At 36.3% G+C, this 6,846-nt stretch carries 5 protein-coding genes and 1 pseudogene; 3 read left to right on the plus strand and 3 right to left on the minus strand.

Going from position 1 to position 6,846, the window contains the following annotated elements:
- The first annotated feature begins 318 nt into the window (after positions 1-318).
- Positions 319-1,788, plus strand: a complete 1,470-nt coding sequence (gene cobQ, locus AFK68_RS16885) for a cobyric acid synthase CobQ (protein ID WP_094673789.1) — start codon at positions 319-321, stop codon at positions 1,786-1,788.
- 298 nt (positions 1,789-2,086) lie between these two features.
- The gene (locus tag AFK68_RS16890; protein ID WP_094673790.1) at positions 2,087-2,320 is read left to right on the plus strand and encodes a 2Fe-2S iron-sulfur cluster binding domain-containing protein; all 234 of its coding nucleotides are present in this window, start codon (positions 2,087-2,089) and stop codon (positions 2,318-2,320) included.
- 36 nt (positions 2,321-2,356) lie between these two features.
- On the opposite strand, the gene AFK68_RS16895 is transcribed toward AFK68_RS16890, so the two are convergent.
- On the minus strand, positions 2,357-2,815 hold the full coding sequence (locus AFK68_RS16895; protein WP_094673791.1) for an SRPBCC family protein: 459 nt from the start codon (positions 2,813-2,815) through the stop codon (positions 2,357-2,359).
- Between the two features lie 905 nt (positions 2,816-3,720).
- Between AFK68_RS16895 and AFK68_RS16900 the strand changes: the two genes are divergently transcribed.
- Positions 3,721-3,894, plus strand: a complete 174-nt coding sequence (locus AFK68_RS16900) for a hypothetical protein (RefSeq protein WP_210407458.1) — start codon at positions 3,721-3,723, stop codon at positions 3,892-3,894.
- Between the two features lie 1,027 nt (positions 3,895-4,921).
- Here the strand turns inward: AFK68_RS16900 and AFK68_RS16905 are convergent.
- A partial coding sequence (locus AFK68_RS16905) for an FAD-dependent oxidoreductase (protein ID WP_210407459.1) occupies positions 4,922-5,376 on the minus strand: 455 nt, incomplete at its 5' end.
- Between the two features lies 1 nt (position 5,377).
- Positions 5,378-6,542, minus strand: a pseudogene (zds, locus tag AFK68_RS16910) (9,9'-di-cis-zeta-carotene desaturase); the annotation flags it as partial.
- Between the last annotated feature and the right edge of the window lie 304 nt (positions 6,543-6,846).

Raw genomic sequence — 6,846 nt, forward strand, 5'->3', positions numbered from 1 at the left:
CAATTATCCATTATCAATTATCAATTATCCATTATCAATTATCAATTATCAATTATCAATTATCCATTATCAATTATCAATTGGCTGTTTGCGCAGCATGACAAACGGAAACTCAGAGGCTTGAAATAATGAAATTTATTCTTTATCATCCCCTTATCATCCCCTTAAAAGGGGAGGCACATACCCTCTTTTTTTGATAATAAGAATTTATCCGATTACTTAATAGGGTTTAAGAGACAAAAACTATAAAGTTAATCCCCGTGACTTGAGTCCAGGGAGTATACCTATATAATTCATTCTTCCTGATAAAAAAAAGCTATGCAAGCAATTATGTTAGTGGGAACCACTTCCCATGCTGGGAAATCTCTAATCACTACAGCCATCTGTAGAATTTTATCACGTCGCGGTTGGAGAGTAGCTCCCTTTAAAGGACAAAATATGGCTTTGAACTCCTATGTCACATCTACTGGTGGAGAAATGGGTCATGCTCAGGCAGTACAAGCTTGGGCCGCAGGTGTGACTCCTGCAATAGAAATGAATCCAATTTTATTAAAGCCTCAAGGAGATATGACTTCCCAAGTTATTATTAAGGGAAGAGCATTAGGTACAGTAGGAGCTATAGATTATTATCAGCAATATTTTGATATTGGTTGGGAGGCTATCCAAGAATCTTTAGAAATTTTATCTCAAGAGTTTGACATTATAGTTTGTGAAGGAGCGGGTAGTCCTGCAGAAATAAATCTGAAGCACCGAGATTTAACTAATATGCGAGTGGCTAAGTATTTGAACGCCTCTACAATTTTAGTAGTTGATATTGACCGAGGGGGTGCTTTTGCTCATGTTATTGGTACATTAGAACTACTAGAACCAGAAGAAAAAGATTTAATTAAAGGAATAATAATTAATAAATTTAGAGGACAGAGGTCTCTCTTAGATTCAGGTATTCAGTGGTTAGAAGAAAGAACTAATATTCCTGTTGTTGGAGTGATTCCTTGGATTAATGAAGCTTTTCCGGCTGAAGATTCTTTGAGTATTTTAGAACAACGTTCTAATAAATCTACAACTGACATTACAATTGTCATTATTAGATTACCAAGAATTTCTAACTTTACGGATTTTGAGCCTTTAGATGCAGAATCTAGCGTTAAACTTAAATATCTTAATCCTGATGATAATTTGGGTTATCCTGATGCCATAATTATCCCTGGCTCTAAAACTACTATTAGCGATTTATTGGTATTACAAAAAACTGGTATGGCAAAAGCCATCAAAAATTATCAAGAATCTGGTGGTACAGTAATGGGAATTTGTGGTGGTTTTCAGATGCTTGGTGAAGTTTTAATTGATTCTCAAGGTTTAGAAGGAAAAAAAGGAGAATATAAAGGACTAGAATTACTACCACTAAGAACTGTAATTACTCCTAAAAAAATTGCTCGGCAGCGACAAGTTATTGCTAATTACCCTTTAGGAAATTTACCAGTAGTAGGTTATGAAATTCATCAAGGTAGAACTAGAGTGATAAAACCAGACATAGTTAGACCTTTATTTGATGATTATGATTTAGGTTTTGTTAATAGCTATAAGTCTGTCTGGGGTAACTATTTACATGGAATATTTGATAATGGTCCTTGGCGTCGTTCTTGGTTAAATCTCTTGCGTAAAAAACGGGGACTAGACGGTTTACCAACTGGTATTGCTAATTATAGAGAACAACGAGAAACGATTTTGGATTCAATTACAGATCAAGTCAATAATCACCTAGATTTAAAACCAATATTTAAAAATTAGGGAGTAGGGAGTAGGGAGTAGGGAGTAGGGAGTAGGGAGTAGGGAGTAGGGAGTGGGGGAGTAGGGGAAAATAATTGATGTTGATTTTTGATTATTGGAAATATGTATTTTTAGTAAGTAAGGAGTAGGGAGTAGAGGCTAATAATTGATGTTTATAGTGGGATAATTAATTTGATTTTTGATTATTGGAAATGTCTATTATAAATGAGCAATTATCTCTACTGAAAAAGCTGATAGCTGAATTATGAAAGCTATATCAAAATTATCAAGTAGGTCATAAAACCAAATTAAACCAAAGATGAAAATAATTTTTTTGCCAGATAAAATTACTGTTGATGCAGAGGCAGGAGAACCGCTGCTAGAAGTAGCTGAACGTGCTGGAGTAACAATTCCCACAGGTTGCTTAATGGGTTCTTGTCATGCTTGCGAAGTAGAATTAGATAATGGTCAAACTATTTGTGCTTGTATAACAGCAGTTCCTCCTGGAGAAAAACAAATGACTATCAACCTTTCTGTAGACATGGACTGGTAATTTCCCAGCAAAAATTATGTTTTTGGAAATTGATACTTAATTTCCTTCTTTTTCCTTCTGTTCTATGGCAATAACATAATCACGAAATCTTTCCAAATCTGCCATTAAAGTAGATTCTACTATCCTCCCTAAAAATAAATTATCCATAATTTTAATTAACCACCCAGGAACTCCATAAGCTACAGTTAGCTTAACAATACTACTACCATGACGGTCATAAAAACGGATGGCACCTCGGTTGGGTAAGCCATCCACAGACTCCCACTGAATAATTTGATTGGTAACTATTTTCTCAATTCGAGAAAGCCAGCTAAACTCAAAATTACCACTAGCTAATTTCCACTTGGATAAGTCTGGATTATCTTTAAGCACTTCAACAGATTCAATCCACTTCATCCATTGTGGCATTTGTTCTAAGTCAGACCAGAGATTCCACACTAAATCAATTGGGGCAGCTACCTCTATCTGTACACTATGTTCTAGCCAATCAGTCATTTCAGTTATTAGTTATTAGTTATTAGTTATCAGTTATTAGTATCTCTGCAATAAGGACGCTGGAAATACTGAAGTTCATTTTTTTATTTTTTACAATATAGGGTATTTTAGGTGAGTAGATCGCCAGTCAGTACCTTAATAGCCCATCCTAACTGCTAATTTTTTCTGGAGAGAGGTTGACTGAAAAGCTTTTGGAATAAGGTTTTAATCTTACTTGTCATCCCGTGAGTATATACGCAATAGAAGTAAAATTTCACCACCCATCACCTCTGCTGGGGGGCTTCAGAAAATGTTTAGACTATTGCTCCATACGCAATAGAAGCAAAATTTCACNGCTTCAGAAAATGTTTAGACTATTGCTCCATACGCAATAGAAGTAAAATTTCACTACTCATCACCTCTGCTGGGGGGCTTCAGAAAATGATTAAGCTATTGCTCCATACGCAATAGAAGTAAAATTTCACCACCCATCACCTCTGCTGTGGGTGCTTCAGAAAATGTTTAAATTAGGGTTTACTGAAAAAAGCACAGTGTAGGAAGGGTGGGGAGTGTAGGAAGTGTGGGGAGACAGAGAAATGAGGAATAATAATTGTACCTGTATCTTTCTGTACTTGTTCACTCAAAGTCCTAACTTTTTAGTCACTCATTCTACCCGTAGTTTGCTGTTGACATTAAATTATCAAGAAAGTAGAACTAAGAATTATCCTTTGATTTTTCTGCCCTTGTAAAAAAAATCATAACTAAAAACCTAAAAATAGGAAGTGAGAGTTAGCCATTGATTAAAATCAATAGTCATCGTTTCGCGCTAGCGTTGCGGAGCAAACGACACAGGTTTTAACCCGTCATTATTCTTAATAAAAAAAAGCTGATTTTTGGCTAATCTAAAACTAAAGAGGTGATGTAAATTGTATGGATGTCAGCAAAATTTAATTAAAGAATCTCCAGATGTAATGGCAATTCTTGAATATATCTGCCCTGAAGCCAATAAATTGACAAATTGTGGGATTTATTATTGCCGTCAAATGCTGTTCCAAACGGGAGTTTTTCTGACTAAAGCGGCGAGAACTCAAGCAGAATAAGACTTTTTCAACAAACCCTATTTAAGCCCCTACTTCCAAATTGTGCGCAAGGTTAACTTGTCACTGAATGTTTTTTACCCGTAGTTTATTGCCGTTGGTAATAGTTGCACATTAATCCGAGTTATCAGGACTACAAATAGTTACCTTTTGTAGATTTCCTTGAGCTAAAATTATATCCATGTGAGCAACTTCAAGACAAATAAAAAATAGAAAAACTGCCATACAGGTTAACACGATAAATTAGGCTTTACGAAGAAACATTTTATTTCCTTGTTATTTCTTGAGTAATTTGAGTTAGTAAAACAAGCATATCTCCCTACTCCCTTTATAACAGTTTGCAGATACGCCCTAAAAAGCAGAGTTTCCTCAATTACCAAAAAATTCAGGTAGAAAGCCTCTCCATTGATGAGAAAAAAGAATAAAATTCCTTGAGCAAATCCTCCTATTTATAAGAAGAGGTAATAATTAATAATTAATTATGCCTCTCCTAGACTGGTTATATAGCAATTCCCAAAAAGAGTGAGGTACAAAATTCTAGGCTTTAGGCAACAGGCACTATTGCTACAGGCAACAGGGAAGAAATATAAAAGTGTACCTCACGCTCACTGAGAAACGCTATAGCCTCTTTCTTAGTAGTTGAAATAGCTCTCAACCCTTAAATAGCAGATAATTAAACCAAATAAAAATCCATCTTGATTATAATTGCTTTTTTCTATTCACATAACTATTGCCATACAAAGATTATGAACTTCCTAAGTGTAGTAATTAGGGCTTGCTGNTTGTTAAAGAGGTAATTAGGGCTTGCTGATTAAATATAAAACTATTGACAAATAAAGATTCTAGCATTTGTAGGTCTTAACAAAGTACCTGGTTTTTAGCTCTTAATGCTCAAAAAGTTAGCATTTCTGGTGCATAGTTGGGCAGAAAAATTCTCCCCTACTCCCCTACTCCCCCGCTCCCCTACTCCTTCAAAAAGACTTTTTCAGCAAACCCCAATTAATTTATCTATAGCTACCCTAGAAAAACCTTAATTATTAACTGTTGAACTACTCCCTAAAATATTTTCAACATTCGCCAAAATTACCTTAGCAGCTTGCTTCCCAGAAATAGTTGCCCCCTCCATACTGTCAATATAATCCTGTTGAGTATAGCTACCTGCCAGAAAAAAGTTAGGCACTGGAGTCTGTTGGTTCGGACGATACGGGTCCATACCAGGAGCTTCCCGATATAAAGACTGAGCCAACTTCACCACACTATACCAAGTCATATTTAATTCTCGTGATGAAGGAAATAATTCATGGACTTGTTCTAACACATGATTAGCGATCGCCTCATTATTCTCCTTAATAAAAGGATCGCCAGGCGTCAATACCAACTGTAATAAAGAACCCTCCCCTTGGCGATAATAATCTCCCGGACTTGTCAATGCCAAATCCGCAAAACAAGAAAAGTCAGCATCTGGAGTATAAAGTAAATTATCAANCATTATTCTCCTTAATAAAAGGATCGCCAGGCGTCAATACCAACTGTAATAAAGAACCCTCCCCTTGGCGATAATAATCTCCCGGACTTGTCAATGCCAAATCCGCAAAACAAGAAAAGTCAGCATCTGGAGTATAAAGTAAATTATCAAGACCAGCAGCACGCTCTAACTGTTGACGTTGGTTTTTATCATGTAGCTCTGTCACCCAACCATCAAATCTCAACTGTACTGTTGCTACAGGAACCGCATCTAACTTATAAATATTGTCAAACTCCGGCCATTTCCGCCAAGCTTCCGGTAAAATGCGCTGAATACCTGGTACATCACAGGCAAAAACATAAGCATCAGCAGTAATAGTTTCTGTCGTATCCCCATTAGCTACAACTATTCCACTAACACGAGTTTCTCCATCATTCTCAGAAAACTGAATTTCCCTAACTTGTCGTCTAGTAAAAATCTTAGTCCCCCGTTCCTCCAAATAATCAACAATAGGTTTGTGCAGATACTCATAAGGAGAACCTTCCAACATTCGCAACACAGAAGCTTCTGTCTTAGCAGCAAATAATTGGAATATTGTCAACATACATCGGGCAGAAATATTATCTGCATCAATAAAACCCAGAGCATAAGCAATAGGATTCCACATCCTCTTAATACTTCCATCAGACCCACCTTGACCACGAAACCAGTCTCCAAAACTTACCCTATCCAAATCTCGAATAGTTTTCATTGCCCCATCAAAATCTACCAAACCTCTAACTATCGGACTGGTACCCAAGGCAATTGCATTTTGTAATTTATCTTGCACAGAGAGCTGAGATGTGGTAAAGAAAGCTTTTAATCCATTAAAAGGCGCTCCCGTGAGGAAACGAAAATCTAAGGAACCTGTTTTACCTCCCTTATTAATAAAATTGTGAGTATGTTCCTTGAGACGGAGATTTTTAAAGGCTCCCACTTTTTTCATTAAATCAAAAAGTTGGTAGTAACAGCCAAAGAAAACGTGCAAACCCATTTCCACATGGTTTCCATCTCCATCTACCCAACTCCCTACTTTCCCTCCAACAAAAGGGCGAGATTCAAATATTTCCACTTGATGTCCAGCATCAGCCAATTCTACAGCAGTGGCCATTCCTGCTAATCCCGCACCTGCGATCGCAACTCGCATTTTTTAGTTCCTTAACTCAGTTTTTTTACAATTTTTAACAATTTTAGCAAGAAGTAAGCTATTTTGAGGAGCGAGAAAGTAATTTGCCCTGAAGAAATGTAGAAAAATTTTTTGCAGATGTCTCAATTATGATTTAAGTATTTTCAGTTATAAACACTACATATCTATAACGTTATAGTTTTTAAATGCTACATATAGTGTTTTTCCCTAAGTCTTAGGTAATTTCCTCTTCTCTATTACTTTGTCTGAGTCACAAGACTTAGGCATTTTTCAGCTCTAGAGACTTCCCCATCAAAAATCATCT

Source organism: Hydrocoleum sp. CS-953 (genome assembly GCF_002260545.1).
GTDB lineage: Bacteria > Cyanobacteriota > Cyanobacteriia > Cyanobacteriales > Microcoleaceae > Trichodesmium.

Excerpts from the sequence above, each read along its gene's own strand:
- cobQ (WP_094673789.1), top strand. The coding sequence starts at position 319 with ATGCAAGCAATTATGTTAGTGGGAACCACTTCCCATGCTGGGAAATCT.
- AFK68_RS16895 (WP_094673791.1), bottom strand. The coding sequence starts at position 2,815 with ATGACTGATTGGCTAGAACATAGTGTACAGATAGAGGTAGCTGCCCCA.
- AFK68_RS16890 (WP_094673790.1), top strand. The coding sequence starts at position 2,087 with ATGAAAATAATTTTTTTGCCAGATAAAATTACTGTTGATGCAGAGGCA.